This window comes from Campylobacter concisus (assembly GCF_902460665.1).
Lineage (GTDB): Bacteria > Campylobacterota > Campylobacteria > Campylobacterales > Campylobacteraceae > Campylobacter_A > Campylobacter_A concisus_AL.
Window position 1 is genome coordinate 167904 of record NZ_CABPUR010000002.1, and the last position, 25778, is coordinate 193681.

Here is a 25778-nt window from a genome sequence, read left to right on the forward strand (position 1 = left end):
TTAAATCAAGACGTGCTATTGCGAGCTCATAGTTCTTATGCATATCTTGATGTGTTTTTTATGTTGCCGATGATATCTATTTTAGCTGGCGTTAGTATATTTTTGTATTCAAAATTTGCAGCCAGTCAAGAAAAACTAGCCATTATTATGGATAGCATAAGTGTCTTTTTTTTAATAGTAATTTTAATATATGGTATTTTTGACGAAATAGATATTTTATCCATGATAAATAATAGATCAAATATCGTTTTTCTCTCTATTGTAGCCATAAATTTTCTTATACTTTTTATCACTTTAAGTGAGATTTTTACAAGCAGTTTGCTTCATATAAAAATTAGCGGCTTTTACCTTATATCAGCTAGTATTTTATTTACGATGCTAAATTTATTTATTTTTTATAGCCAGATCTCAAATGTAAATTTTGGCCATAAAATAGATTTTTTATATATCGTTCCTTTCTTCTTCTTGATGATAGGAGCTTTTTATTTAAAAGCTAAAAACGAATATGTTACAAATACCGATAAAGATATCTCAATAGGATCAAAATGGCTACCAATAATAATAGTTTTACCTTTGCTATTACAGGAAGATCTAACATCTTTTAGTGTGCTCATCTCACTTTTTGTTTTAGTTGTAAATGCTATTGTTAATTACTACGTTAAAAGCTCTATTGCAAGTAGAAAAATATTAGATTATGAGAGAAATCTTCATAGAGAGATGGAAAAGTCGATGCATGAGCGAACTAATGAACTTATGCTCGCAAATTTAAGACTTCAAGATATGTCCGAAAAAGACTATCTAACAGATCTTGGCAATAGAAATTTTATAGTAAATGAGCTTGAAAGAATGTGCAAAAGCATCTCTGAAGATGAGGAAATCGCAGTTTATTATATAAATTTAAGCCGTTTTAAAAGCATAAATACATCTTACGGGCATGAAATAGGCGATAGAATTTTAAAGCTAGTTGCAAAAAGGATACTTGAAGTTTGCAATAGACAAGAAGCCATAGCAAGGATTAGTGCGGACGAATTTATCGTACTAGCAAAAATGGAGATAAATAGTCATACAAAACGCTTAAATCTTGGTATTGCCTTAAAAGACGCTATTGAAAAGCCAATTCAAATAGATAGATATCACTTTGGGCTTAAGTGCATAATAGGCATAGACGTAGCAACAAAAAATAGCACGGCAAATCCAAGAAATATTATAAAAAATGCAGATATGGCAATGTATTACGCCAAAAAAAATCCAGCTTTAAATCCTATGGTTTATAGCGATAAAATTAGCAATGAAATGCACCTAAGCTCAAGTATCGAGATCGCGCTTAAAAAAGCTAATTTGCAAGAAGACCTTCATGCATATTTTCAACCAATATTTGATCTAAAAATCGAAAAAATGATCTGTGCAGAGATTTTTTTATATTGGAAATCAGAAAAATTTGGCTTGATGGAAGCAAGCAAATTTATGAAAGAGGTAAATGTAAATAGCGATATTTTAAACGATATTTGCTCGCTTTTAGTTTCAAAGACTATAGAGTATATAGATATATGGCAAAAAGAAAAACTCTTGATACCAAAAATAAGTATAAATGTTGCACAGATTCAAAGTAAATCAGAAAAATTTGTTTTAGATTTTGTTTCTAGCTTACGCTTGCACCATATAAATCCAGAGCTTTTTGAAATAGAATTTGGCGAAGAAATATGGACAAATAACACTAAGACACTTGATAAAATTTTTTCTATTCTCAAAGAAAATAATATAGATGTTTGTATAGATAATTTTGGCTCTGGATATACTTCATTTATTTATATTAGAAAGTACGGTGTTAAGCGTATAAAAATAGCGAGTGAATTTGTTGCTCAAGCATCAAATAGTAAAATAGATGCACAAATCGTATCCGCAATTATCGATTTAGCGAAGGCAATGAAGATAAAAGTTGGCGCAAAAGGCGTAGAAAAAGAAGAAGATATTCATTTCTTAAAAGAGCTTGATTGTAATGAAGTGCAAGGACTTTTCTTATCTCGTCCTATGAGTGCAGAAGAATTTGAAGACCTTGTAAGACAAGATCCTCAAATGATAGCTAGAGTTTAAATTTCGGCCTTTATCTCTTCGTTTGATTTTACGACCATGCCTGAGCCATGTATCACGCTTGGGATACAGCTTGTGCAGATATCAACCTCTTCGCCGTTTTTGTGAGCGTGGATGAAAACTGCATTTTTATCATCGCTGCTTTTTAGTCCGCAAACGTTGCAAACTACTAGATCTTTCTCTCTCATCTTTTCTCCTTTGAAATTTTGGGTGATTTTACATCTTGTAAGCTTGCATTAAGATGATTTGGGTCAAGCTTGTCGCTTAAGCATTAATTGTTTTTTGTTATAATCATTTAAAATTTAAAAGGTTTAAAAATGGATGAAAGAACTATTGTTTTAGAGATGTTAAAGATGCAACAAAGCCTAAATGACGAGACAAACGGGCTTGGTTGGGAAAATGGCTATACAAATAAAAATAAACTCATAAGCTGGAGGCGCTGCATATATATGGAGTGCGCTGAGCTCATTGATAGCTTTGCTTGGAAGCACTGGAAGAGCATAGATGCTAAGACTGATGAGCAAAATTTACGCATAGAGGTTGTCGATATCTGGCACTTTATAATGAGCCTAGCGCTACAAATTTACAAGGCTAAACAGCTTGGCGATGTTGAGACATTAGCTGATGATATCTGCCAGTCAAGTGGCTTTAGTGACTATTGCAAAGAGCCATTAAAGGTCGAAGATGAGAGCATTTATGAGATCATGAACGACGTTGAGATGCTCATACATGAGTGCAGCGGCTTTGACTATGACATCTTTGATATCTTTAAAACTTATTTCTCAATGTCTTTAAAATGTGGCGTAAATTTATACTCGCTTTATGAGTGCTACATCGCTAAAAACGTGCTAAATCGCTTCCGCCAAAATAATGGCTACAAAGAGGGCAGCTATAAGAAAATTTGGAACGGACGCGAAGATAACGAAGTGATGAGTGAAATTTTATCAAATGGCGTTAGCACGATTGATGAAATTTACGCTGCACTTGAGCGTGAATACAAAAAGGTAAAATGATAAATCTTCTTCGTCTTGGCTTTAAAGACTTTTTTACAGCCAAATTTATAACGCTATCGATCTTGCCACTTTGTCTTAGCATACTTTGCCTAGCTTGGCTTACGATATGGGGAGGTGGCGAGATATTTGACCTTTTAAGTGACGGCGCTAAAAACGAAAATTTTGCCTTTCTAGAGTCAAACTCGACGCTATCTTTTATAGCTATTAAAATTTTAAGCTTTAGCGCTACAAAGTGGATAGTTAGCATACTTTTTTACGTCTTAAGTACCTTTTTAACGATCATCATTAGCATCGTGATCGCCCTAATAGTAGCTGGCTTTTTAACGCCAGTTGTAGCCAAAGAGATAAACAAAAGGCACTACAACTACGTGCTTAAAAGTGAGGCTAGCACGGCTAGAGTGCTAAAGGTGATGATGGTTGAGATCGTGAAATTTCTTGGGATCTTGCTTGTTTGCTTGCCACTTTTGTTTGTGCCATTTGTAAATTTTTTCATCATCAACGTGCCGTTTTTTTACATCTACTATAAGCTTTTACTCATAGACGTTGGCTCAAACACGCTTGATAGCGATAAATTCGAGCTAGCACTGCTTGAGGGTGGCGGGGTTAAATTTGTAGTTTTTACACTTTTGTTTTATCTCATCTCGCTTGTGCCGCTTGTGGGATTATTTTTCCAGCTTTACTTTGTGATAGTTTTGTCGCACCTCTTTTATCAAAGGGAGGCGCTAGTTAAAATTTAGAGCCAAAAGGCCCTAAATTTATGCGTAGTAAGATAGTTTGTTGCTCTCATCAAGCAAGGTATCAAATAGCCTTTTTGTCGCACTTAGTAGGTTTTTATTAGCATCATTTTTAGCTAAAAGTTCGTCAAACATCTTTAGCATATTATCATTTATGAAATTTTTATGATCCATATCTTTTGCGTCAGGCAGCATCTGCTTGATCTTGTTTGAAAGCTCACTTATGCTTTGGCTACTACCCGCGATCTTGTCGCCCTCTTTGACATTTTTCATAAACTCATCAACCTGTGGGCGAATTTGCTTCATAGCCTCTTCGATCTCTTTCATATCCTGCTCGTCTATACCGTTGCCTTTATAAGCAAATTCATAGCCGTATTCATGCGTGAGAGTTAGGCTTCTTTGGTTTGAAGTGCCATTTTTCTGGCTAGAAAACTCCAAACTTTTATTGTCATACATAGAAAAGCTTATCTCGTCGCCTGAGCTAGTCTTCATCGAAAAGCTCATGTTGTTGTAGCTTCCTTGAGAGTAAAAATTTGTTTGCATTTTTAAATCCTTTTGAGGCTAAATCGGCAAATTTTTAATTTCATAAAGCAAAATTTTGTAAAATGCGTCAAAAAAGGACGGGCGATGTGTTGTTTTGGGACTAGGATCTTTTTGCTGATGCTTATCACTGTTTTAAGCTTTGTTTTTGCTAGGCTTTGCCCAGTTTTGCCAGTCGTTGGCTACTACTTGATACTTGCAAATTTGCTTGCCATTTTGATGTTTTCACTATTTTTTAAAGGGCTTTTGCCAAGCTTCGTAAAGGTAAATGCGATCCACTATTTTTCGCTAATTGGTGGCTTTTTTGGGGCATTTTTAACAATGCTTGCTTTTAAAAAGGTTGCAAAAGATAAATTTACTCTAATAGAGCTCATTATTTTTACGCTTTGGGTGCTTATAATCGCCGTAGTCATCTTTAAATTTCAAACCATTCTTGACATTTTTAGAGGAATTTAGATGGATGAGAGGATAGTTAAATTTTTAAAAAAGATGCATCTTGCAAGCGTTTGCGCCATTGATGATGATGGGCAGCCTTACGCTTTTAGCGCGTTTTACGCCTTTGATGAGCTAAATTTTAGCCTTTTGTTAGCTAGCTCTGATGATAGCTCACATATCAAATTTTTAAAAAACTCAAAGCTTGTTGCTGGTACGGTCGCTCTTGATACAAAGATCGTTGGCAAGATAGAGGGCGTACAGTTTCAAGGAGTGATGAGCAAGGCTAGCGCAAGTGAGCGAGAAATTTACTTTAAAAGATTTTTTTATGCAAAAGCAATGGATCCAAAAATTTGGTGTATAAGCCTTGAAAAACTAAAATTTACAAGTAATGTTCTTGGTTTCGGCAAAAAGATAAAGTGGGAAAGAAACGATAAAATTTAGACGTTAAGCTTATATAAGCTACAATCGTTGAAAAATTAGAAAAAAATAAGGAGAATTTATGAAATTTAGCGGAAAAAACGTACTAATAACAGGCGCAAGTAGAGGTATCGGCGCACAGATCGCAAAGACGCTTGCAAATATGGGCTTAAAAGTGTGGATAAACTACCGCTCAAAGCCTGAGATAGCAGACGCTTTACAAGCTGAGATCGAGCAAAATGGCGGCAAGGCTGCAGTGATAAAATTTGACGCGACAGACGAAAATGAGTTTATAAAAGGTATAAATTTGATAGTTGATAGCGACGGCGAGCTAAGCTATCTTGTAAATAACGCTGGCATCACAAACGACAAGCTAGCGCTTCGCATGAAAACTAGCGAATTTACAGATGTGATAAATGCAAATTTAACTTCAGCTTTCATAGGATGTAGAGAGGCTTTAAAAGTGATGAGCAAAAAGCGCTTTGGAGCGGTCGTAAATATCGCATCTATCGTTGGCGAGATGGGAAATGCTGGACAGGTGAATTATTCAGCCAGCAAGGGCGGACTAATCGCCATGAGTAAGAGCTTTGCAAAAGAGGGCGCAAGCAGAAATATCCGCTTTAACAGCGTAACTCCGGGCTTTATCGAGACTGATATGACGCATGGGCTAAGTGATGAGGTGAAAAAAACTTATAGTGATAATATCCCGCTAAAACGCTTTGGCAACGCTAGCGAGGTGGCTGAGGCTGTGGCATTTTTGCTGAGCGATCACGCAAGTTACGTGACTGGCGAGACACTTAAAATAAACGGCGGACTTTATATGTAATGAAATTTCAACAAGTTTTGAAATTTAAAATAAATAAAAGCGTAAATATTATAAGATAACAGACATTTTTTATAAGGAGACCTTAAATGGCAGTATTTGAAGACGTAAGAGACGTAGTTGTAGAGCAACTAAGCGTAGATCCACAAGCAGTAAAATTAGAGTCTAAAATCATTGAGGATTTAGGCGCTGATTCACTTGACGTTGTAGAGCTAGTTATGGCTTTAGAAGAGAAATTTGAAGTAGAAATTCCTGATAGCGAAGCAGAGAAATTAATAAGCATTCAAGACGTTGTAAATTATATAGAAAAACTAGGTAAATAATTAAAATTTACATAGTTTGATTTAAGGAGATGTATTGAAACGAGTCGTTGTAACTGGTATAGGCATGATAAACGCACTTGGCCTTGACAAAGAGAGTTCTTTTAAGGCTATTTGCGAGGGTAAAACAGGTGTGAAAGAGATCACGAGCTTTGATGTAAGTGACTTTCCTGTTAAAATTGCTGCCGAGATAACTGATTTTGATCCAAATAGTATTTTGGACGGCAAAGAGGTGAAAAAAGTAGATCGTTTCATACAGCTTGGCATAAAAGCATCTAATGAAGCTATGGCTGATGCGAATTTTAAAGAGTTTGATGCTCATAAATTTGGCGTTAGTTCAGCAGCTGGTATAGGCGGTTTGCCAAATATTGAGAAAAACTCGATTACATATTTTGAAAAAGGTGTAAAGAGAATTTCACCATTTTTTATTCCATCTGCACTTGTAAATATGCTAGGTGGTATAGTTTCTATAAATCACGGACTTAAGGGTCCAAATTTGTCTAGTGTAACAGCATGTGCAGCAAGCACTCATGCGATATCGCAAGCTGTAAAATGCATTATGATTGGTCAAGCTACAAATATGCTAGTTATCGGCGCTGAGTCTACTATTTGTGGTGTAGGTATAGGCGGCTTTGCAGCAATGAAAGCTCTCTCAACTAGAAATGATGAGCCAAGTAAGGCATCAAGGCCATTTGACGCAAATCGTGATGGTTTTGTAATGGGTGAAGGAGCCGGTGCGCTTGTACTTGAAGAGTATGAGTCAGCTATTGCAAGAGGTGCTAAAATTTATGCTGAAGTAGTTGGATTTGGCGAGAGTGGAGATGCTCATCATATCACGTCACCAACACTTGAAGGTCCATTAAGTGCGATGAAACAAGCACTTGATATGGCAAAAGGTGTAAAGATAGATTATGTCAATGCACATGGTACTTCAACACCTGTAAATGACAAGAATGAAACTGCGGCGTTAAAAGCAGTTTTTGGTGACAAATGTCCACCAGTTAGCTCAACAAAAGGTCAAACTGGACACTGCCTAGGTGGTGCTGGTGCGATCGAGGCTGTTATATCTATAATGGCAATGAGAGACGGTATTATACCTCCAACAATAAACTACGAAACTCCTGATCCAGAGTGTGATCTAGACTATGTTCCAAATAAAGCTAGAAAAGCTGATATAAAGGCTGTTATGAGCAATTCGTTTGGCTTTGGCGGCACGAATGGCGTCGTGATATTTAAAAAGTTGGATTAAGATGTCAAATTATTTAGATTTTGAAAAAAGCATAAAGCAAATTGATGAAGATATAGCAAATGCTAAGATCAGAGGCGATGAACATGCTGTTGAAATTTTAAATAAGAATTTATCTAAAGAGATATCAAAAATATATAAAAATTTAAACGAATATCAACGTTTGCAACTTGCTCGTCATCCAGATAGACCATATTCTATTGATTATATTAATGCGTTTTTAATTGATGGATATGAGATTCATGGAGATAGAGCATTTAGAGATGATCCAGCGATAGTTTGCTACATCGGCTATATCGGAGGCAAAAAGACTGTCGTTATAGGCGAGCAAAAAGGCCGTGGCACTAAAAACAAATTAAGAAGAAATTTTGGTATGCCTCATCCTGAGGGTTATCGCAAAGCTCTTAGAGTTGCAAAAATGGCTGAGAAATTTAATCTACCCATTTTATTTCTCATAGACACTCCAGGCGCATATCCAGGTGTTGGAGCTGAAGAGCGAGGACAAAGTGAAGCCATAGCTAGAAATTTATTTGAGTTTGCAAATTTAAAAACTCCAATAATTGCTGTTGTCATAGGCGAAGGTGGAAGTGGTGGCGCTTTAGCTATAGGCGTGGCTGATAGACTTGCTATGATGAAAAATTCTGTGTTTTCAGTTATTTCACCAGAAGGCTGTGCGGCAATACTTTGGAATGACCCAGCTAAACAAGAACAAGCTACAAAATCTATGAAAATAACAGCTGATGATTTAAAAAGTCTATCACTGATTGATGCTGTTATAGATGAGCCTATAAATGGAGCTCATAGAGATAAAGATGGTGCCGCAAAAGCACTTGCAAATTATTTTGTCTCAGAGCTAGCTGAGCTTGAAAAGCTTGATATAAATGATCTTGTAGCAAAAAGAATAGAAAAAATTCTCTCTATCGGAGCATTTGAAGAATAAATTTATAGTCACAACAATTTTATAAGAATACTTATCAAATTTGTTTGTGGCATCATCTACTAAAATACTAAAACAATTTAAAAATCGATATAAATTTAATCGATTTAATAGCCATAATTTTTATACTAGCTTTTATATCTTTAAGATTTAAACACTAAAATTGTTAACATCAAATCCACATAAAGAGTATTAATGAATAAATTTCAAGAAAAATATATCACTCTTTCAAAAGAATATTATAAAAATAATGGCAATGCTTCTAGTATTGAGGCACTCTACCAGTTTAAAGAAGAGTTGGAAAATTGTGATGACGCTTGCGCAAAGTATGTTTTGGTCGATGTTTATCAGCTTTTATCTATGAGAAAGAGTGCTTACGACTTACTTTTAAAGATACATGACAAAAGTGATAAAAAACAGCTAAAGGCACTTGGCTATCTAGTGCAATTTATTGACGAAAATGATAAATGGGCGCTGCCTCGCCCAAAAAGTAGAGGTCAAATTTTGGCTCAAAAAGAAAAAGCTTCCACGCTGCCAAAATTTATCTACCATCCCGATCCTTTAAAAACTGGCACATTTAAAGATGATATGAGCATAGTGTGTGAGTGTTGTGGCAAAGATACTGAAGTTTATTATAGCGGTAGCATTTATTGCGAGCAAGATATTTCGTATCTTTGTCCTACTTGTATTTCTAGTGGTAAGGCTGCTAAGAAATTTGATGCTACATTTGTGCAAGATGCTGATAAGCTATCTACAAATGATACCAAAAAGGATGACGAACTTTTTAGAAGAACACCTGGCTACAAGAGCTGGCAGGGCGAGCATTGGATAGTTTGTTGTGATGATTATTGCGAATTTTTAGGTGACGTTGGTACAAGAGAGCTTGAAGAAATGGGTATAGCAGACGAGGTTTTTGAGGACTACGCAAAAAGAGCCGAATACGACGATAAAATGCTACGCGAATATCTTGTTAAAGCTGGTGATATTGCCGGATATTTGTTTCGTTGTTTGCATTGTAAGAAGTATCATATATACGTTGATGCTTGTTAAAGAGGAAAATATGGATATTGCAAAAATTTCTAAAGGTTGTAAAGAACGTGGCCTGGATGAACTTTTTAAACTTTTATCGCCACTAGCAAGAAATGCCATAAGGATAGATACGCAAGCTAAAAATGACGATGATATCGCCGTTGGAGCGTCTAAATTTGGTGGCTCACCAGATCTGCCAGATGGTTTATCATGGCCTTCAAATGAAAATGGTGCTTTGAGTTTTGTGGCACAGATAAATTTTGCTGAAGCTAGCAAATTTGACATTGACTCACTACTGCCAAAAAGCGGAATGCTCTATCTCTTTTATGATAGAAATTTGCGTGTTTGGGGCTATGATCCTGTCGATAAAAATGGCTTTGCAGTGATCTTTTCTGATGTAAATGATGGGCCACTTTCTTGCAGGAGAGCGGAGAGTTTAGAGGGAGAAAATTCTGCATTTAACGCACGCTTGCTTAGCTTTGAAAATGAGATAAATTTGCCAAATTTACAAAGCTCGATTGTGCCATTTAGCAAAATTAGTGAGGCTGAGTGGGAGGCCTATCACGAGGTTATTGAGCCAAGCTGGCAGGCTAAAGCAAATAAGCTTCTTGGACACTCTGATAATGTCCAAGATGGTATGGAGCTAGAGTGTGAGCTAGTTACAAATGGGCTTAGCTGTGGTGATGGTAGCGCTTATCACCACTCAAGAATAGCGGAATTTGAGAAAAATTCTGCCCAGTGGCAACTACTTTTACAGATAGATAGTGATGATGAGGGCGATATGGACTGGGACGGAGAGGGTAGAATTTATCTGTGGATAAAGAGGGATGATCTGGTAGCACGCGATTTTAGCAAGACGTGGCTAATTTTACAGACAAGCTAAGGCTGCCAAATTTATAAAAGATAAAAATTGAAATTTATAGAGAAATTTTATACTAGGGTTACACAATAAATTTTTGCTAGCATTCTTGGTGCGATTGCCAAAATTCCACCGCCATTTCTGCCACTAACTACTTAAATATATAAAATAATCAAAGATGGTAATGCCCAAATTTAGGCAAAATTTAGTAAAATCCTTAAAAATTTTAAAGGCAAAATATGTTTAATGGCTTGATTCGTGAGATCGCACAGGTTGTTAGTTATTCACAAAATATTTTAAGGCTAAAGGCAAATTTTCGTCCAAATTTAGGCGATAGCATTGCCGTAAATGGTGCTTGCCTGAGCGTAATAAAACTGCATGAAGATGGCTTTAGTGTGGAGCTAAGCGCAGAGAGTAGGGCAAATATCGCGGTTGAAAATTTAAAAGAAAGAGTGCATATCGAGCCAGCGATGAAGCTAGGAGACCGAGTAGATGGTCATTTGATGCAAGGACATATCGATTTTATCGGTAAAATTTCAAATATCAAAAAGAATGAGAATGGGGTTGATTTTTACATCGACTTGCCGCGCGATGCTATGAGCTTGATGTCAAATAAAGGTTCGGTGGGCGTCGAGGGCGTGAGTCTAACCATAAATGAAATTTTGCCAAAGGGTATAAGGCTCACTATCATACCAATCACTTTTAGAGATAGCCTTTTTGGCACTTTTAAGGTCGGCAGGCGCGTAAATATTGAAAGTGATCTTTTGGCTCGATACGTAGCTAGGCAGCTTTTTTGTAAGCAAGATAGTGGCCTTAGCTGGGACGATGTTGAGCGAATTTCTAGCCTTTATTAGGTGGATAAAATGCGTGAAAATTTAGAGATAGTCTTTGATAAAAATGGCGTATTAGCTGGCTTTACAAATAGATTTGGCGGTGTGAGTGAGGGGGCTTTTGAGAGCTTAAATTTAGCAGATCATGTTGGCGATGATCCACTAAAGGTCGCACAAAATCGTGAAATTTTAGCAACGGCGCTTGGTATTATGCCTGTTAATTTAAAATTTATGAGCCAAATCCACTCAAATAGAGTGGAAATTTTGCAAGATTTTAACGACGATCTACCTCCATGCGATGGTGTGATAACATCACTAAAAGGCGTAGCACTTTGCGTCTTAGTCGCAGACTGCGCACCTGTTTTGATAATAGATGAACATCTTGGCGTAGTCGCAGCTGTGCATGCGGGACGCGCAGGTGTTACTAGTAAAATTTGTACAAATGCAGTGGGGCTAATGACGAGTGAGCTTGGTTGTCGCGCTAGTAATTTACGCGTATTTATAGGCGCAAATATCAAAGTGCAAAACTACGAAGTAGGCAAGCTAGATCTTGGTGAATTTAACCGATATAAAAAAGATGGAAAATTTGATATAAACGCAGCTTTATTAGACGAATTTGCTAAGCTCGGGGTAGAGCAAATATCGCTAGATCCTCGTTGCACTTTTGAGAGAGATGAATTATTCTCATACCGCAAACAGAGTAGGACTGGGCGTTTTTGCGGATTTGTGATGAATAGAGCCACATCGATAAATACTAAAAAATAAAAGTAAATTTTTAGCTTCATTACTTGCCTGTTAAAATTTGCTAGCTAAATTGTATTGAACGTTTTGATATTTAATTTGATCTAAAAAATGGCTAAATATAATAATTTTTAGCTACAATTTGACATCGAATCTCAAAAATAACAACAAGGAAAATCATGAAAATAGGTAAAATTTTGACCGCCATTATGTTAACAGGAGCCTTTTATATGGCGCAAGCACACATGTTTTGGGTAGATGGAGCTAATGATGAAAAGCTAGGAAAATTTATCGCAAACATGGGTTATAGCGACGATTTTCCAAAGCTAGAGCCTATTATGGCCGAACGCGTCCATCTTTTTGCGCCAATTACTGTAATAAGTAAAGATGGTAGCAAAAAGAAGCTTACACAAAGTGGCGAGAACTACCGCTACGAGGGCGAAAGATTAGACAAAGGCACATATATCTTACTAGCACAGCAAAATCCTATGTATTCGCTTAAAAAGCGTAGTGATGGCAAGTGGCTAATAGACAAAACTAAGCTTGATCTAAAGGATCTAAGCGATATACAGATTTGCCGGCTGATGACGATAACATCTAAGAGTGTCTTAAATTTAGGTGAAACAAACGACTTCGTAACTAAACCTATTGGAGTTAAAATCGAGATCGTGCCACTACAAAATCCTGCGGAATTTAGAGTAGATAAGCCTTTTAAATTGCAGGTTTTTGCTGATGGAAAGCCGCTAGAGCGAGCCAAACTAACTGGTACTTTTGCTGGATTTTTAGACCATAAGCACGCGTTTTACGGTATGACAGATGAGCAAGGCATCATTGAAGTATTAGCTCTAAGACCAGGATTTTGGGTATTTGAAGTTATTTATGAAAGACCTTATCCAGATGCTGCGAAGTGTGATAAAGAGACGTTAAAAACGACACTTAGCTTTGAGATAAAAGAATAAAAGTTTGATATAAATTTGAGTCCGAATTTATTATAAATTTTTTATAATCGCTTTGTAATTTTGAAAGTAGAGAAAGAATGTCTTACGAAAACTTTAAATCAAAAAATCCTCTTGTGCTAAAAATCACTACAAACGCAAGAAAATTTGGCGTAGAAACGCTACAAAACGAGGAGTTTGTAAGCATTCTTTTAAATATCAAGAAGCTTGAAATTTCATCCGAAAAAAGGCAAGCAATGGCAGAAATTTTTGCTAAATTAATAAAAATCGAAGAAGACTCACAATTAAGTAAATAAACTTTAGTTTAAATTCATATTACTTTAAGTATAATCCCCCTTTATTTCACACACGACAATCCTAAATTTGGTTGTGCGAAAGCATTAATGGTCGTGGAGGATAAAACTAAATTCAAGGCAAAATGCCTAAAACAAGGAGAAACTCATGGTAACTATGAGAGATTTATTAGAGTGTGGCGTACATTTTGGTCACCAAACACGCCGCTGGAATCCAAAGATGAAAAAATTTATCTTTGGCGAGAGAAAAGGTATCTACATTATAGATCTACAAAAGACTATCCGCTACTTCCGCTACACTTACAACATTGTTCGTGACGCAGCTGCTGAAGGTAAGTCAGTGCTATTTGTTGGTACTAAAAAACAAGCTATCGATGCTATCAAAGAGTACGCTGAAAAATGTGGAATGCCTTATGTAAATCACCGCTGGTTAGGTGGTATGATGACAAACTTTGGTACTATCCGCCAGTCTATCCGCAAGCTAGAAGTTATCGAAACTATGGAAGAAGATGGTTCGATAAATTTGTTAACTAAAAAAGAGGCTTTAATGCTTCGCCGCAAAAAAGAGAAGCTTATCGCAACTCTTGGTGGTATCCGCAATATGAAAAGCCTACCTGATATGATATTTGTTGTTGACACAGTTAAAGAAAAGATCGCTGTTCAAGAGGCAAATCGCTTAAAAATTCCAGTTGTAGCACCGATCGATACAAACTGCGATCCTGACGTTGTTGACTATCCGATCCCAGGAAACGACGACGCGATCCGCTCTGTTCAGCTTTTCTGCCAAGAGATGGCTGAGGCGATCAACGAAGGTAAATCACTTCTTGAACAAGATGGTGGTGAGCAAGCTGCTAGTGAAGAAGTAAGCCAAGATGAGAAAGACGCAGTTGTAGCTGAGGCTATGAGCGAAGAAGACTTTGGCGAGGACGAAGAGTAATGGAAATAACTGCACAAATGGTAAAAGAGCTCCGCGAATCAACCGGAGCTGGCATGATGGACTGCAAAAAGGCACTTGGCGAAGCAAATGGCGACATGGAAAAAGCCGTTGATATCCTTCGTGAAAAAGGCCTAGGCCAAGCTGCTAAAAAGGCTGACCGCCTTGCAAGTGAGGGCTTAGTAAGTGTTGAAGTTTGCTCAAAATGCAAAAAAGCAACTATTAGCGAGATTAACTCTGAAACCGACTTCGTTGCTAGAAACCCACAGTTTCAAGCACTTGCAAAAGATGCAACAGCTCACATCCAATCAAGCGGCATAAAAACAGTTGAAGAGCTAAATGCGAGCACTTTAAATGGTGTTAAATTTGAAGATTACTTCAAAACTCAGATCGCAACCATCGGTGAAAACCTTGTAGTTCGTCGCTTTGAGACTATTATTGCTGATGATAAAGGCGTGGTAAATGGCTATGTTCACTCAAATGGCCGTGTTGGCGTACTTATTGGTGCAGCTTGTGAAAGTGCTGAAGTTGCAAACAAAGCAGCTGAATTTATAAGAAATTTATGTATGCACGCAGCTGCTATGAAGCCAAGCGTTATAAGCTACAAAGACCTTGATAAAGAGTTTGTTGAGAAAGAATTTATCGCACTTCGCGCTGAACTTGAAAAAGATAATGAAGAGCTAAAACGCCTAGGCAAACCACTTCACCACATTCCTGAATATGCTAGTCGCTGCCAAATAGGCGAGGCAGAGCTTGCAAAAGCTACAAAAGCGATCGAAGAAGAGCTAAAAGCTGAGGGCAAACCTGAGAAAATTTGGGACAAGATCATCCCTGGTAAGATCGAGAGATTTTACGCTGATAACACAGTGCTTGATCAACGTCTCACACTTTTAGGCCAGTTTTATGTAATGGACGATAAAAAGACTATTGAACAAGTTATTGAAGAAAAAAGCAAAGAGCTTGGCGGCAAGATCGAGATCGTAAAATACGTTCGTTTCGAGCTTGGCGAAGGCTTAGAGAAAAAAGTAGATGACTTTGCTGCAGAAGTTGCTGCTCAAATAGGCTAATGGAAATTTTAAGAGCGTCTAATCTAGGCTTTGCGTATGATTATACGCTCTTTAATAATATAAATTTAACTCTCAATCAAAAACAAAGCATCGCGATAACCGGCGTTAGCGGTTGTGGAAAATCAACGCTTTTACATATACTTTCAACGCTTTTGAAACCAAATTTTGGTGAGGTCATATATCAAGATAAATCTATCTATGAGCTTTCTCAAAACGAGCTTTTGGCCATTAGAAGGCTTCATTTTGGCATTATTTTCCAGTCGCACTATCTTTTTAAAGGATTTAGTGCTTATGAAAATATCGAGCTTGCTAGTATTTTATCTGGTGAAAAGATAGAAAAAAATGATCTTGAAGCGCTTAAAATTTCAAGCGTTATGAACCAAAAAGTTGGCGAACTAAGTGGCGGTCAGCAGCAGCGCGTTAGTATCGCTAGAGTGCTTACTAAAAAGCCAAAGATCATCTTTGCAGACGAGCCAACGGGCAACCTTGACAAGCAAACTGCAAATGAGGTGATGCAAGTTTTATTTGACTATATAAATGAAAATAACGCTGCCCTTGTTCTAGTCACTCACGACAACGATCTAGCAGCTAAATGCGACAACTCATACAAACTCGAGAACAAAGAGTTTATACGAATTTATTAAATTTTAAAGATCAAAATTTACTATTTTATCTTTAGTATTTCTATAAATTTTGCCAATTTAGATTTATCTATATCTTTATAATAAAAATTTGTATTAAAAAGCTTTACGTAATAGGTAAAATCAGGCAAGCTTAAATTACTTGCCTGATTAATAAGAAAGTTTAGACTTATCCCGTTAACCCAACAACAGGTTTTGTATTATTCTTATCAGCCTTTTGTTTTAAAAATTCCTCTTCTTTTTTTGTAGGGTTATAATCATCTTTCAAAATTTTTTCTTAGTATCAATCTCTTGCTCAAGCATCTTATTTTCATAAATTTTTATATATTGGCTTCCAGTATTCAAGGTAATTTCTAAAGCCAGCGCTATATCCTGCATCATAGTGGTAGCTTACACATTTTAGCTCTTTATCGCTGCCAAGAAGTTTTTTATAGTGGGCGTGCATATTTTTTGAGCTCGTGCTGATATTTTATTGCTACCTATCACATTTGTATGGCAGCTAGTGCAGTCATTATCACCGATCTCTTTAAATTTGCTAGGATTATCGTCTTGATTTTGATGGCAAATACAATCAAAGCTTAAATGTTCGTGATGAGGCTTTAGCTTATGCTTAGCTCTTAGCTCGTCAGAAACTACTATCTTTGTAATATTTAGATCGCTCTTTGGTATGTCAGTACCAATCTATTAAGATAAATTAATATAAAAGTGTGTCAGTGACTACCAATGCATTATTCTAAAATAATTTATAAGTAAATAATCGGACTTTATATCATTAGAGAAATTTTATACTTTATGATAATAGAGAAGGACTTTAAATTTCCTCTTTGATTTTTTTATAAAGCTCTAAAATCTCATCTTTTTTAATAATAAAACTATTTTTATTTGCTATTAGATAAGCTGAGCTTTGCATGATATCACCAGCGATCTTTAGTCCATTTTGTTTCATAGTTGAGCCAGTCTCGACTACATCAACTATCGCGTCACTTAAGCCAACTAGTGGTGCAAGTTCGATCGAACCATAAAGCTTGATGATCTTTACAGCTACGGCTTGATTTGTAAAATAATTCCTTGTTATATTTGGCATTTTTGTAGCTATTTTTAGCTCTGGTTGGTTTAGATCTAGCTCAGAGTCATTTTTTATACCGATGCAAACTTTGCACTGTCCGATTTTTAAATCCAGTAGCCTTACAACATTTGGCTTGTGCTCTTCAAGTACGTCAAGCCCCACCACACCAATATCAGCTGCACCTTCAGTGACATAAGTTGGGATATCTTGGTTGCGAACCATTAAAAATCTAAAATTTCCTTCTTCAAGGATTAGTTTTCTATCTTCAAATAAAAAACTTGAACCAAAAATTTTTCTAAAAATTTCTAGTGTTGCCTCGGCTATTCTTCCCTTTGGTAGTGCTACTGTTATCATATTATCATATCTTTCTTTTCAGTTATTAGCTTTTGCATGGCACGAAAAACAAGCATCTTGTCGCAAATAGCATTTTTAAAAAATTTTGATAAAAAGTCGCCATCTCCACCAGTAAAATATACTTTTTTGTCACCGGCTAGCTTATCTAGTAGAGTTATTATCGGTTTAATAATGCCATAACTCACAGCATCGGCTGTTTTTTGTGGTAGAGCATCTATGTCAATTTGTGAATTTATAGTGATATCAAGTCGTGGCGAGATACTTTTGTAGGCATTTAGCATACTTGAAATGCCTGGCAAGATATATCCTCCAAGATGGATAGAGTTTGCCATAATGTCAACTGTTATGGCACTTCCAGCATCAACGATTACGCCATTATTTATAGAGTAACATGCAGCGATTCTATCTATGCCTAGACCCTGATATATCGTATCAATAGTAAAAACTGGTTCTAAATTTACAAACATTTTATTATCTTTTAAAAGATTTAAAATTTCATCATTTACGGATATAAAATATACTTTTTTCTCTGGTTTATAGCTTTTAAACTCAGAAATTTTCATACGTAAGATTTTGCCATCTTCTAAAAATGTAGCGTTTGTATTGCCTATATTACACAAAATCATAACATCGCCAATTATTGTCTTGTAGTTCTTTTAAGGCTTTAGAACAAATGCCAGAGCTATAAAATATAGTTTTTTTTCTTAGGTTTGTTTGGAATTTTATCTCTATTTTTTTAGAAATTTCTTCAAGCTCCAAAGCCTCTTTGCGTAGCAATCTACTTTTTGCTGTTCTTAAAAAGACAAGATTGTAAAAGCTCTTATTGTCCACTCCCCAAAAGATATCAAGCGTCTTTTTTGTGCTAAATTCACTTGTATTAAGTGCTTTGATATCTTTTAAAAGGATTTTTTTGGCTTCAAAAAGCTCCCAAATTTTTTGGTTCATTGCCCTAAATTAACAAGTTCATTATCATAATAAAAGGCACCATTGCCCATAAAGCTTTTATCTTTTATCTCATCGCTAAACTCATAAATTTCAGCTCCACTGAGATCTAAATTTGTTTTTATAACGTAGCCTGTTTTTTCGATTACGTAGAGCTTGTTATTGATAATAGTAGCTGCTGAGAAGATGGCAAATTTGAAATTAACTTTATTTTGCTCTTTTAGCATAAGATTTGTTCTTATGATCGTACCATCTTTTTTAAAGATATAAATTTCATCGTTATTAACCAGTACATCTTTGATCTCACCGTCATAATAAACTGTTTGGTTTGGGTTAATGACGATAAGTTTTTTAGCTGTTGCTGCGATTAGATTATCGCCCTCAACTCCTAAAAATATGATGTTATTAAAGAAATTTTCAGAGCTTACGACCACGTCACGTAAAATTCTACCAGTCTCTTTTTGTACTATGTAAATTTTGCCATCTAATGCTGGATAAACGATAAGTGAGCTCATAAAAAATGGTGCTACGACCCTTGAATCAACTGCTGCTATATTAGACGAGCTATATTCCATTATTGTTGTTGCGGTATTTATGTCTATTAGATAGATGTGGTTTGTCGCACTGATAGCTGCTAATAGGTTTTGATCAAGAGAAGCAGCAACAATTGCTGTTGGAAATTTATTACTATAAACGCTGTGTCCACTAGGATCTGTCACATTTAGATCACCATTTATACTAGCTGAGATGATAAAGCCGTTGTTTTCATTTAAGAAATTAAAATTTTCAGGCAACTTAATGTTTGTATTTAGTCCATTTTTGGTGATAATATTGCCATTGTCAAGAGTGGCACCATTTGCATTTGCTGATTTGATATAAGATGGCATATCTTTTGACAAAGAAATTTTGCCAGAGGTTTGAGCTGGCTCAAAATATTGTCTTTTTGTGCCACATCCGCTTAAAACTAAAGCCAAGGCAAAAGCCAAGAAAAGAGTAATTTTTTTCATTATTTTATTCCCTGATAGTGTTTTAAATTTTTAACTAAAGTTTGAAGTTGAGAGTCGAGTGAAATTTTGTTAAACTCATCATTTGCTTCTTTGATTTTGTTTTGTTTTAAAAGCTCAAAACCTTTTAAAAGTGTGCTATATTCGCTTAAAATTTGAGTGTTTGCATTACCATTTTGTGAAAGAATGATATCTTTTACTATAGGATTTACTTTTAAATTTGCAAGCTCACTAATGCCATTTGTCTCATTTTTATCAAGCTTTTGCTGAAGTGAAAAAAGCGCATATAAATTTGGTTCTTTTTCTTTTAAAATGTTTAAGGCATTTGCATCGTTTGGATTTAAAATGAGCTTTGAGTAAGCCAAATTTGCATCTTCAATTCTATTATCATTTATTATTTTGTTCGAATAAAATCCAATAATTGCAACGACAGCAACAATAATGGCAATTATCATAAATTTTTTATACTTTCTAAAGAAACGCTCACCTTTGATCATGCTTTCTAAAAACTGTTCTTGAGCACCAATCTCTTGTTTTATCTGTGTTAGATCTTCTTTTATAGCCAACGCTTTTCCTTTATTTTTAAAAAATTTTAATTCGCAGATTTTAACATAATTAAATTAAAACTATCCCAAAATTAAAGCTTGAATGTGATATAATGGCTCAAAATTAATTAATAAGGTTACTTATATAATGCAAATAGATGACACTCTTTTAAATAAATTAGAAAAACTTTCTGCCTTACAAATCAGTGATGAAAAAAGAGAAGAAGTGAAAAAACAACTAAGCGAGATTGTATCTTTTGTTGATATTTTAAATGAACTTGATCTAAGTAGCGATGAAGCTGTAGTTAGCTCTATAAAAGGTGGCACACCTTTAAGAGAAGATGAGCCAAGACCAAGTGATGTGATTGATACGATCTTAAAGTACGCTCCTTCACGTGAAGGGCATTTTTTTGCTGTACCAAAAATAATAGAATAATGGTAAAAATATGGATCTAATCGAACAGCTTCAGGCAAAGAATTTAAGTGTAAAAATACCAGAAGATAATAACCTTAATAATCTTGCTGGCGATATAAAAACACTTTTAAAAACTGTTGTAAGTGATAAGGCAAGCGATCTTCACCTTGTTTCAAGATCTGAGCCGCAAATAAGAGTAGATGGTGCTTTAAAACCCATTGATTTTGGCATATTAAGTGGCAAGGATATAGAGAATTTATGTTTTGCTTTGATTACTGATGAACAAAAAAGTGAACTTGAGAATAATAAAGAGCTTGACTTTGCGATCGAGCTTCTAGATATTGGTCGCTTTCGTGGCAACTATTACTATACCATGAATGGTGATTTAGCTGCTGCTTTTCGTATAATCCCAATCAATATCCCATCTCTTGATGAGTTAAATGCCCCACAAATTTTTAAACACATTATTAAGCGTGAAAAAGGTCTTATTTTGGTTACTGGACCGACAGGAAGTGGTAAATCAACAACTCTTGCAGCCATGCTTAATGAGATAAATTTAAATTATAGAAAGCATATTATTACAATTGAGGATCCAGTCGAGTTTGTGCATAATAATAAAAAAGCTCTATTTTCTCATAGAAATATCGGCACTGACGCAACTTCTTACTCAAGGGCCTTAAAATCTGCGGTTCGTGAAGATCCAGATATCATACTTGTGGGCGAGATGAGAGATAGAGAAACGATTTCAACAGCTATTACGGCGGCTGAGACCGGACACTTAGTCTTTGGTACGCTTCACACAAATTCAGCCATTCAAACTATAAATAGGATCGTTGATAGTTTCGATGGAAGCGAGCAATTACAAGTAAGAAATATGCTTAGTGTTTCGCTAACTGCTGTCGTTTCACAAAGCCTGATCCCAAAGATAGGCGGTGGAAGGTGCGCTGTTCATGAAATTTTAATAAACAATATGGCTATCTCAAACTTGATACGTGAAAACAAAATACATCAAATTTACTCTCAGATGCAGCTAAATCAACAACAAACTGGCATGAGTACGCAAACCCAGGCTTTGATGAAAGTACTAAAAGAGGGTAAGATTACAAAAGAAAATGCGCTAGCTTATTCAACTAGCCAGCAAGAACTTCAAAATTTAATAGGAACTGTATAATGGATTTAGTAACGTGGTTTGATATTATTATTATCGCTCTTGTCTTGATGCTTGGCATAAAAGGCATATTAAATGGACTTATAAAAGAAGCTTTCGGACTTATTGGACTTATCGGCGGCTTAATTATAGCTAGTAGATTTTCAGATCTATCTGGTGAGTTTATAACTAAAAATATATATAAATTTGAAAATCCTTCATTTTTGCAGTTTGTTGCATTTATCTCTCTTTGGCTAGTTTTTTGGATAGTTTGCTTGCTAGTTGGTAAATTTTTATCAAAAATAGTTTCAGTAAGCGGACTTGGTTTTTTGGATAGACTTGGTGGATTTGTTATGGGAAGCGGAAAAATTTTCTTAACATTTTCGGCAGTAGTTGCTGTAATATCTGGCACTTCGCTAAATAATATAATTGCTCCTTATTTTGCGAACAGTAAAGTTTATCCGGTTTTGATAGAAACTGGCAAATGGATAACAAATCTTGATGTGAAAAATATCAAAAGTGAGTTAGATGAGATAGCGGCAAGACCAATGGATACAAATAAAACTGACGCATTTATCTCAATGGATGCAAATGCTAGTGTAAATACCGACTCTAATATCACAAAAGGGGAATAAGATGATAGAAAATTTAGAATATGATGCGTTGCTTGAGAAATTCAAAAGAGTGCTTCGCGACAATGGTTTAAAATACACGAAACAGCGTGAAATTTTACTAAAAACGCTATACAACAATGGTGAACACTTTACTCCAGAAAGACTGTATCTTTTTATAAAAGAAACGCACCCTGAGCTAAATATTGGCATCGCAACTGTTTATAGAACACTAAATCTACTTGAAGAATCAGAGATGGTGACATCAATCAGCTTTGGTTCACAAGGCAAAAAATTTGAGCTTGCCACAAAGCCGCATCACGACCATATGATATGCAGAAAGTGCGGTCTTATCATAGAATTTGAAGATCCAATGATAGAAAAAAGACAAATCAGTATCGCAAAAGATCATGGTTTTAAACTAACTGGTCATATGATGCAGCTTTATGGAATTTGTGAAAAATGCTCAAAAAATAATATAAAGGGAAAGTAAGGTGATATTTGACAATCAACATGAGATTCAACGACTACAAAGCATAGACGAACTAAGAAATTTAGGTATTAATCCATATCCGCATTTTCTTAGAAGAGATATGAATATCTCTAAATTTAGACTAAAATTTAACTACATTAATGATACAGAAGAGAAAAAGGCCGAAGGTCAGCTAGTAGGTCTTGCAGGTAGAATAAAACTCATTCGTGATGCTGGAAAAGCGGTTTTTGCAAATATCGAAGACGAAGATGGAAATTTACAAATTTACTTTAGTAATAAAACGCTTGATCCAGAGTGGTTTAAAATCGTTAAAAAATACGTAGATATAGGCGATATCGTCTATGTTAGAGGTTATGCATTTATAACGAGAACTGGCGAATTTTCTATGCATGTAAGCGAGCTTAGCCTTGCTTCAAAGTCGATAAGCCCACTTCCTGAGAAGTACCATGGCCTAGTTGATGTTGAGACAAGATATCGCCAAAGATATCTTGATATGATAATGAACCCTGAAGTTAGAGCTGATTTTAAAAGACGCTCAGTGATTATTAGTACGATTAGAAGATTTTTTGAAGAAAAAGGCTTTTTAGAAGTTGAAACACCGATGCTGCACCCAATAGCAGGCGGTGCAAACGCCAAGCCATTTATCACTTTTCACAATGCTCTTGGAGTCGAGAGATATTTAAGGATCGCACCTGAGTTATACCTCAAACGCCTTATAGTAGGTGGCTTTGAGGCTGTTTATGAGATGAATAGAAATTTTAGAAACGAAGGTATGGATCTTACTCATAATCCTGAGTTTACAAGTATAGAGTTTTACTGGGCATACCACAACTACCACGATTTAATGGGCATTACAGAGGATCTTTTTAATGTCATTTTAGATAAGCTAGATATGGAAAAAGTTGTAAATTTTGACGGCATGGAGATTGATTTTAGTAAGCCATTTAAGCGAATAAGCTATAAAAAAGCTCTCGTTGAGATCGGCGGACTAGATGAGAATATCATAAACGACAAAGATAAAATTTTAGCAAAACTAAGAGCTGATGGCCTTGAAGCAAATGAGAAGCTCGATCTTGGTCACTTGCAGGCTGAGCTATTTGATAACTATGTAGAGAGTAAGCTTATACACCCAACATTTGTTATTGATTATCCGATTTCGATCAGTCCACTTTCAAGAAGAAGTGATGCAAATCCTGATGTGGCTGAGAGATTTGAGTTATTTATCGCTGGTCGCGAGCTAGCAAATGGCTTTAACGAGCTAAATGATCCAATTGATCAATACAACCGCTTTAAAGCGCAAATCGATGCTAAAAACGCAGGCGATGACGAGGCACATGAGATGGACGAGGACTATGTAAAAGCCCTAGGATACGGCATGCCACCAGTTGCAGGTGAGGGTATAGGCATTGATAGGCTCGTGATGCTTTTAACGGATAAAAAATCAATACGTGATGTTGTGCTCTTCCCAGCGATGAGGCCACTTAAAAATGAGATAAAGGAGAATGAAAAATGAGTTTGCAAAGCTATGATAAGGACATTTACGATCTAGTAAATTTAGAGTTAAAACGCCAATGTGATCACCTTGAGATGATCGCTAGTGAAAATTTTACATATCCAGAAGTTATGGAAGTAATGGGCTCAATCCTAACAAACAAATACGCTGAAGGCTATCCTGGCAAGAGATATTATGGTGGCTGCGAATTTGTCGATGAGATCGAGCAAATAGCGATCGATAGATGTAAAGAGCTCTTTGGATGTGAATTTGCAAACGTTCAACCAAACTCAGGCTCTCAGGCGAATCAAGGTGTTTACGGCGCTTTACTTAACCCAGGCGATAAAATTTTAGGAATGGATCTAAGCCATGGTGGACACTTGACACACGGCGCGAAGGTAAGTAGCTCTGGCAAGATGTATGAGAGCTTTTTCTATGGCGTCGAGCTTGATGGCCGCATAAACTACGATAGAGTCATGGATATCGCAAAGATAGTAAAACCAAAAATGATCGTTTGTGGCGCAAGTGCATACACAAGAGAGATCGAGTTTAAAAAATTCCGTGAGATAGCTGACGCTGTTGGGGCGATACTCTTTGCAGATGTTGCTCACATTGCTGGTCTTGTTGTTGCTGGTGAGCATCAAAGTCCTTTTCCATACTGCGATGTCGTAAGCTCAACTACGCATAAAACCCTAAGAGGCCCAAGAGGCGGTATCATTATGACAAACAACGAAGAGTATGCTAAGAAGATAAATGCCTCTATTTTTCCAGGCATCCAGGGCGGACCACTAGTTCATGTCATCGCAGCAAAGGCAGTTGGCTTTAAGCACAACCTTAGCCCTGAGTGGAAAATTTATGCTAAACAAGTAAAAGCAAACGCTAAAAAATTAGGCGAAGTACTAATAAAAAGAGGCTTTGACCTAGTAAGCGGTGGCACTGATAACCACCTAATATTAATGAGCTTTTTAAATCGTGAATTTAGCGGTAAGGACGCAGATATTGCTCTTGGAAATGCAGGCATAACAGTAAATAAAAATACGGTTCCAGGCGAGACAAGAAGCCCATTTATCACAAGTGGTATACGTGTTGGTAGTCCTGCGCTTACAGCTCGTGGTATGAAAGAGGCTGAGTTTGAACTAATAGCAAACAAAATAGCTGATGTGCTAAGCGATATAAACAACACATCTTTGCAAGAAAAGACAAAAGCTGAGCTAGTTGAACTTGCTCATAAATTTATAATCTATGATAAAGCGACATTTTGATGCAAAGTATTGATACGGCACTTATAAAGATTATTACAACTCACTACTATATCAAGCGTGATACGATCGTTAATAAAATAGAATATAGAGGCAAAATTTTCTTTGATAAATTTGAAAAGATCAACGAGCCACTGACCTATAATATTATGAAAGAGCATGAAGAGGGTAAGTCCGTTATCGCGCACTCTTTAATAAATGCATACGATAAAGTTGAAAATATAGTTTTTGACTATAACGGCAGAACCCCTGATAGATTTTGGCATAAAGCACAGCTTCTTCTAAGAGAAGAAGGGTTTATAAATTTTACAGCCTACGAGAGTAGGACACCAGGGCATCTGCATCTTTATGTACATAAAGGTCACACTACGCTAAATGAGGCTTGCCAGCTAGCAAATATGCTCAACGCAAAGCTTTCACAGAAGTTGCCTAAAGAGTGGAGGATGTTTCCAAATATCGATATGCCAAAAGAATTTAACATACTAACTTTACCTTATAAGCTCTATCAAAAAGAGCGCGGGGCAAGTTGGTCAAAATATATGTAATT

At 36.1% G+C, this 25778-nt stretch carries 33 protein-coding genes; 25 read left to right on the forward strand and 8 right to left on the reverse strand.

Going from position 1 to position 25778, the window contains the following annotated elements:
* Window positions 1–12 precede the first annotated feature (12 nt).
* A complete protein-coding gene (locus F3G66_RS04180; protein ID WP_223154232.1) occupies window positions 13–2091 on the forward strand; it encodes a bifunctional diguanylate cyclase/phosphodiesterase in 2079 nt (692 codons plus the stop codon).
* Here the strand turns inward: F3G66_RS04180 and F3G66_RS04185 are convergent.
* Window positions 2088–2276, reverse strand: coding sequence for a hypothetical protein (locus F3G66_RS04185; protein ID WP_002940779.1), 189 nt, complete (start codon window positions 2274–2276; stop codon window positions 2088–2090). The genes F3G66_RS04180 and F3G66_RS04185 overlap by 4 nt on opposite strands.
* Before the next feature lie 129 nt (window positions 2277–2405).
* Between F3G66_RS04185 and dut the strand changes: the two genes are divergently transcribed.
* Complete coding sequence (gene dut, locus F3G66_RS04190) at window positions 2406–3101, forward strand: dUTPase (RefSeq protein WP_149707248.1); 696 nt, start codon at window positions 2406–2408, stop codon at window positions 3099–3101.
* Entirely contained in the window at window positions 3098–3838 is a 741-nt protein-coding gene (locus tag F3G66_RS04195; protein ID WP_149707249.1) for an EI24 domain-containing protein, read from the forward strand. Before dut ends, F3G66_RS04195 begins: the two co-directional genes overlap by 4 nt.
* Window positions 3839–3856: 18 nt before the next feature.
* Here the strand turns inward: F3G66_RS04195 and F3G66_RS04200 are convergent, their stop codons facing one another.
* Window positions 3857–4378: an ATP/GTP-binding protein gene (locus tag F3G66_RS04200; RefSeq protein WP_149707250.1), complete on the reverse strand. Its 522-nt coding sequence runs from the start codon at window positions 4376–4378 to the stop codon at window positions 3857–3859.
* An 84-nt stretch (window positions 4379–4462) separates the two neighbouring features.
* Here F3G66_RS04200 and F3G66_RS04205 point away from each other — a divergent pair, with 84 nt between their 5' ends.
* The 15 genes from F3G66_RS04205 (at window position 4463) to F3G66_RS04275 (ending at window position 15906) form a co-directional block, all read left to right on the forward strand.
* A complete protein-coding gene (locus F3G66_RS04205) occupies window positions 4463–4831 on the forward strand; it encodes an L-arabinose ABC transporter (RefSeq protein WP_223154214.1) in 369 nt (122 codons plus the stop codon).
* Window positions 4832–5251 carry a pyridoxamine 5'-phosphate oxidase family protein gene (locus F3G66_RS04210; protein ID WP_149707251.1) on the forward strand — a complete coding sequence of 140 codons (420 nt, stop codon included), beginning with the start codon at window positions 4832–4834 and terminating at the stop codon, window positions 5249–5251. It abuts the gene before it with no gap.
* Window positions 5252–5309: 58 nt separating this feature from the next.
* Entirely contained in the window at window positions 5310–6053 is a 744-nt protein-coding gene (gene fabG, locus F3G66_RS04215) for a 3-oxoacyl-ACP reductase FabG (protein WP_149707252.1), read from the forward strand.
* An 86-nt stretch (window positions 6054–6139) separates the two neighbouring features.
* Window positions 6140–6373: an acyl carrier protein gene (gene acpP, locus F3G66_RS04220; protein ID WP_021091725.1), complete on the forward strand. Its 234-nt coding sequence runs from the start codon at window positions 6140–6142 to the stop codon at window positions 6371–6373.
* 34 nt (window positions 6374–6407) lie between these two features.
* Entirely contained in the window at window positions 6408–7619 is a 1212-nt protein-coding gene (locus F3G66_RS04225; RefSeq protein ID WP_103583101.1) for a beta-ketoacyl-ACP synthase II, read from the forward strand.
* Window position 7620: 1 nt separating this feature from the next.
* Window positions 7621–8556 carry an acetyl-CoA carboxylase carboxyl transferase subunit alpha gene (gene accA / locus F3G66_RS04230; RefSeq protein WP_149707253.1) on the forward strand — a complete coding sequence of 312 codons (936 nt, stop codon included), beginning with the start codon at window positions 7621–7623 and terminating at the stop codon, window positions 8554–8556.
* A 192-nt stretch (window positions 8557–8748) separates the two neighbouring features.
* On the forward strand, window positions 8749–9603 hold the full coding sequence (locus F3G66_RS04235; RefSeq protein WP_149707254.1) for a CbrC family protein: 855 nt from the start codon (window positions 8749–8751) through the stop codon (window positions 9601–9603).
* Between the two features lie 10 nt (window positions 9604–9613).
* Window positions 9614–10465, forward strand: coding sequence for a YwqG family protein (locus F3G66_RS04240; RefSeq protein WP_149707255.1), 852 nt, complete (start codon window positions 9614–9616; stop codon window positions 10463–10465).
* Window positions 10466–10680: 215 nt separating this feature from the next.
* Window positions 10681–11295, forward strand: a complete 615-nt coding sequence (locus F3G66_RS04245; RefSeq protein WP_103588530.1) for a riboflavin synthase — start codon at window positions 10681–10683, stop codon at window positions 11293–11295.
* A gap of 9 nt (window positions 11296–11304) precedes the next feature.
* Window positions 11305–12036: a peptidoglycan editing factor PgeF gene (pgeF, locus tag F3G66_RS04250; RefSeq protein ID WP_149707256.1), complete on the forward strand. Its 732-nt coding sequence runs from the start codon at window positions 11305–11307 to the stop codon at window positions 12034–12036.
* A gap of 155 nt (window positions 12037–12191) precedes the next feature.
* Window positions 12192–12971, forward strand: a complete 780-nt coding sequence (locus tag F3G66_RS04255) for a DUF4198 domain-containing protein (protein WP_149707257.1) — start codon at window positions 12192–12194, stop codon at window positions 12969–12971.
* A gap of 77 nt (window positions 12972–13048) precedes the next feature.
* Window positions 13049–13264 carry an acetyltransferase gene (locus tag F3G66_RS04260; RefSeq protein WP_149707258.1) on the forward strand — a complete coding sequence of 72 codons (216 nt, stop codon included), beginning with the start codon at window positions 13049–13051 and terminating at the stop codon, window positions 13262–13264.
* Window positions 13265–13409: 145 nt separating this feature from the next.
* Window positions 13410–14198, forward strand: a complete 789-nt coding sequence (gene rpsB, locus F3G66_RS04265; protein ID WP_084041949.1) for a 30S ribosomal protein S2 — start codon at window positions 13410–13412, stop codon at window positions 14196–14198.
* Window positions 14198–15262 carry a translation elongation factor Ts gene (gene tsf, locus F3G66_RS04270; protein WP_149707259.1) on the forward strand — a complete coding sequence of 355 codons (1065 nt, stop codon included), beginning with the start codon at window positions 14198–14200 and terminating at the stop codon, window positions 15260–15262. Before rpsB ends, tsf begins: the two co-directional genes overlap by 1 nt.
* Entirely contained in the window at window positions 15262–15906 is a 645-nt protein-coding gene (locus F3G66_RS04275) for an ABC transporter ATP-binding protein (RefSeq protein WP_149707260.1), read from the forward strand. The genes tsf and F3G66_RS04275 overlap by 1 nt, the downstream gene beginning before the upstream one ends.
* A 307-nt stretch (window positions 15907–16213) precedes the next feature.
* On the opposite strand, the gene F3G66_RS09720 is transcribed toward F3G66_RS04275, so the two are convergent.
* The 6 genes from F3G66_RS09720 to F3G66_RS04305 form a co-directional block, all read right to left on the reverse strand.
* Window positions 16214–16348, reverse strand: a complete 135-nt coding sequence (locus F3G66_RS09720) for a hypothetical protein (protein ID WP_258030513.1) — start codon at window positions 16346–16348, stop codon at window positions 16214–16216.
* Window positions 16349–16714: 366 nt separating this feature from the next.
* Window positions 16715–17323, reverse strand: a complete 609-nt coding sequence (hisG, locus tag F3G66_RS04285; protein WP_087579198.1) for an ATP phosphoribosyltransferase — start codon at window positions 17321–17323, stop codon at window positions 16715–16717.
* Window positions 17320–17949, reverse strand: coding sequence for a type III pantothenate kinase (locus tag F3G66_RS04290; RefSeq protein ID WP_149707261.1), 630 nt, complete (start codon window positions 17947–17949; stop codon window positions 17320–17322). The genes hisG and F3G66_RS04290 overlap by 4 nt, the downstream gene beginning before the upstream one ends.
* Window positions 17936–18268: a hypothetical protein gene (locus F3G66_RS04295; protein WP_087579196.1), complete on the reverse strand. Its 333-nt coding sequence runs from the start codon at window positions 18266–18268 to the stop codon at window positions 17936–17938. The genes F3G66_RS04290 and F3G66_RS04295 overlap by 14 nt, the downstream gene beginning before the upstream one ends.
* Window positions 18265–19272, reverse strand: coding sequence for an L-seryl-tRNA selenium transferase (locus F3G66_RS04300; protein WP_087579195.1), 1008 nt, complete (start codon window positions 19270–19272; stop codon window positions 18265–18267). The genes F3G66_RS04295 and F3G66_RS04300 overlap by 4 nt, the downstream gene beginning before the upstream one ends.
* On the reverse strand, window positions 19272–19835 hold the full coding sequence (locus tag F3G66_RS04305) for a hypothetical protein (RefSeq protein WP_149707262.1): 564 nt from the start codon (window positions 19833–19835) through the stop codon (window positions 19272–19274). Before F3G66_RS04305 ends, F3G66_RS04300 begins: the two co-directional genes overlap by 1 nt.
* 127 nt (window positions 19836–19962) lie before the next feature.
* Here F3G66_RS04305 and gatC point away from each other — a divergent pair, with 127 nt between their 5' ends.
* Genes gatC through F3G66_RS04340 form a run of 7 tightly spaced genes read left to right on the forward strand, consistent with a single transcriptional unit; the run spans window position 19963 to window position 25776 of the window.
* The gene (gatC, locus tag F3G66_RS04310; protein WP_072594515.1) at window positions 19963–20250 is read left to right on the forward strand and encodes an Asp-tRNA(Asn)/Glu-tRNA(Gln) amidotransferase subunit GatC; all 288 of its coding nucleotides are present in this window, start codon (window positions 19963–19965) and stop codon (window positions 20248–20250) included.
* Window positions 20251–20260: 10 nt separating this feature from the next.
* A complete protein-coding gene (locus F3G66_RS04315; RefSeq protein ID WP_149707263.1) occupies window positions 20261–21400 on the forward strand; it encodes a type IV pilus twitching motility protein PilT in 1140 nt (379 codons plus the stop codon).
* On the forward strand, window positions 21400–22011 hold the full coding sequence (locus F3G66_RS04320; RefSeq protein WP_149707264.1) for a CvpA family protein: 612 nt from the start codon (window positions 21400–21402) through the stop codon (window positions 22009–22011). The genes F3G66_RS04315 and F3G66_RS04320 overlap by 1 nt, the downstream gene beginning before the upstream one ends.
* A gap of 1 nt (window position 22012) precedes the next feature.
* Complete coding sequence (locus F3G66_RS04325; RefSeq protein ID WP_021091630.1) at window positions 22013–22480, forward strand: Fur family transcriptional regulator; 468 nt, start codon at window positions 22013–22015, stop codon at window positions 22478–22480.
* A gap of 4 nt (window positions 22481–22484) precedes the next feature.
* On the forward strand, window positions 22485–23993 hold the full coding sequence (gene lysS, locus F3G66_RS04330; protein ID WP_223154233.1) for a lysine--tRNA ligase: 1509 nt from the start codon (window positions 22485–22487) through the stop codon (window positions 23991–23993).
* Window positions 23990–25234, forward strand: a complete 1245-nt coding sequence (locus tag F3G66_RS04335; protein ID WP_087579191.1) for a serine hydroxymethyltransferase — start codon at window positions 23990–23992, stop codon at window positions 25232–25234. Before lysS ends, F3G66_RS04335 begins: the two co-directional genes overlap by 4 nt.
* Window positions 25234–25776 carry a DUF1882 domain-containing protein gene (locus tag F3G66_RS04340; protein WP_149707266.1) on the forward strand — a complete coding sequence of 181 codons (543 nt, stop codon included), beginning with the start codon at window positions 25234–25236 and terminating at the stop codon, window positions 25774–25776. Before F3G66_RS04335 ends, F3G66_RS04340 begins: the two co-directional genes overlap by 1 nt.
* Window positions 25777–25778: the final 2 nt, after the last annotated feature.

Coding starts and splice junctions, on each gene's coding strand:
- F3G66_RS04195 (WP_149707249.1), top strand. CDS start 3,098: ATGATAAATCTTCTTCGTCTTGGCTTTAAAGACTTTTTTACAGCCAAA.
- F3G66_RS04300 (WP_087579195.1), bottom strand. CDS start 19,272: ATGAAAAAAATTACTCTTTTCTTGGCTTTTGCCTTGGCTTTAGTTTTA.
- F3G66_RS04320 (WP_149707264.1), top strand. CDS start 21,400: ATGGATTTAGTAACGTGGTTTGATATTATTATTATCGCTCTTGTCTTG.
- F3G66_RS04255 (WP_149707257.1), top strand. CDS start 12,192: ATGAAAATAGGTAAAATTTTGACCGCCATTATGTTAACAGGAGCCTTT.
- F3G66_RS04210 (WP_149707251.1), top strand. CDS start 4,832: ATGGATGAGAGGATAGTTAAATTTTTAAAAAAGATGCATCTTGCAAGC.
- F3G66_RS04185 (WP_002940779.1), bottom strand. CDS start 2,276: ATGAGAGAGAAAGATCTAGTAGTTTGCAACGTTTGCGGACTAAAAAGC.
- F3G66_RS09720 (WP_258030513.1), bottom strand. CDS start 16,348: ATGCACGCCCACTATAAAAAACTTCTTGGCAGCGATAAAGAGCTAAAA.
- fabG (WP_149707252.1), top strand. CDS start 5,310: ATGAAATTTAGCGGAAAAAACGTACTAATAACAGGCGCAAGTAGAGGT.
- F3G66_RS04235 (WP_149707254.1), top strand. CDS start 8,749: ATGAATAAATTTCAAGAAAAATATATCACTCTTTCAAAAGAATATTAT.
- F3G66_RS04245 (WP_103588530.1), top strand. CDS start 10,681: ATGTTTAATGGCTTGATTCGTGAGATCGCACAGGTTGTTAGTTATTCA.
- F3G66_RS04275 (WP_149707260.1), top strand. CDS start 15,262: ATGGAAATTTTAAGAGCGTCTAATCTAGGCTTTGCGTATGATTATACG.
- accA (WP_149707253.1), top strand. CDS start 7,621: ATGTCAAATTATTTAGATTTTGAAAAAAGCATAAAGCAAATTGATGAA.
- F3G66_RS04290 (WP_149707261.1), bottom strand. CDS start 17,949: ATGATTTTGTGTAATATAGGCAATACAAACGCTACATTTTTAGAAGAT.
- gatC (WP_072594515.1), top strand. CDS start 19,963: ATGCAAATAGATGACACTCTTTTAAATAAATTAGAAAAACTTTCTGCC.
- F3G66_RS04205 (WP_223154214.1), top strand. CDS start 4,463: ATGTGTTGTTTTGGGACTAGGATCTTTTTGCTGATGCTTATCACTGTT.
- pgeF (WP_149707256.1), top strand. CDS start 11,305: ATGCGTGAAAATTTAGAGATAGTCTTTGATAAAAATGGCGTATTAGCT.
- rpsB (WP_084041949.1), top strand. CDS start 13,410: ATGGTAACTATGAGAGATTTATTAGAGTGTGGCGTACATTTTGGTCAC.
- F3G66_RS04325 (WP_021091630.1), top strand. CDS start 22,013: ATGATAGAAAATTTAGAATATGATGCGTTGCTTGAGAAATTCAAAAGA.
- dut (WP_149707248.1), top strand. CDS start 2,406: ATGGATGAAAGAACTATTGTTTTAGAGATGTTAAAGATGCAACAAAGC.
- F3G66_RS04260 (WP_149707258.1), top strand. CDS start 13,049: ATGTCTTACGAAAACTTTAAATCAAAAAATCCTCTTGTGCTAAAAATC.
- hisG (WP_087579198.1), bottom strand. CDS start 17,323: ATGATAACAGTAGCACTACCAAAGGGAAGAATAGCCGAGGCAACACTA.
- F3G66_RS04315 (WP_149707263.1), top strand. CDS start 20,261: ATGGATCTAATCGAACAGCTTCAGGCAAAGAATTTAAGTGTAAAAATA.
- acpP (WP_021091725.1), top strand. CDS start 6,140: ATGGCAGTATTTGAAGACGTAAGAGACGTAGTTGTAGAGCAACTAAGC.
- F3G66_RS04295 (WP_087579196.1), bottom strand. CDS start 18,268: ATGAACCAAAAAATTTGGGAGCTTTTTGAAGCCAAAAAAATCCTTTTA.
- F3G66_RS04240 (WP_149707255.1), top strand. CDS start 9,614: ATGGATATTGCAAAAATTTCTAAAGGTTGTAAAGAACGTGGCCTGGAT.
- F3G66_RS04340 (WP_149707266.1), top strand. CDS start 25,234: ATGCAAAGTATTGATACGGCACTTATAAAGATTATTACAACTCACTAC.
- F3G66_RS04200 (WP_149707250.1), bottom strand. CDS start 4,378: ATGCAAACAAATTTTTACTCTCAAGGAAGCTACAACAACATGAGCTTT.
- tsf (WP_149707259.1), top strand. CDS start 14,198: ATGGAAATAACTGCACAAATGGTAAAAGAGCTCCGCGAATCAACCGGA.
- F3G66_RS04335 (WP_087579191.1), top strand. CDS start 23,990: ATGAGTTTGCAAAGCTATGATAAGGACATTTACGATCTAGTAAATTTA.